Raw genomic sequence first — 410 nt, forward strand, 5'->3', positions numbered from 1 at the left:
GGACAATTTAATACTGAAAAGTTTACTAAGAAAAGTATTCACGAACCATGGTTGTTTAGTTTACCTGCTATGATTCTTATGGTACTTATACCAATTGTATTCTTTATACCTAACGTTTTCGGACATAATATACTTATACCAGCATTAAGATCGGTATCTGGTGTTGGAACTCAAGTAGACAGCGTAGCACCTCACATTTCACAATGGCACGGTATCAACCTTCCATTAATATTAAGTGTCATCGTTATTGTGTCAGGAATTATTTTAGCACTTGCTATAAATTGGAAATCATTGACACATCGAATGATTAAACAAGCTTCAATCACAGATACTTATCGACGTGTTTATAGAGAGTTTGAATCTTATTCAGGTTATGGAATAAGAAGCTTAATGAGTGCTAAACTCAATTA

General features: G+C 33.4%; 1 pseudogene. It reads left to right on the forward strand.

The features are described from left to right. Window positions 1-410, forward strand: a pseudogene (locus HZY83_RS00990) (cation:proton antiporter); the annotation flags it as partial.

The organism is Gemella sp. GH3, assembly GCF_013415425.1.
Lineage (GTDB): Bacteria > Bacillota > Bacilli > Staphylococcales > Gemellaceae > Gemelliphila.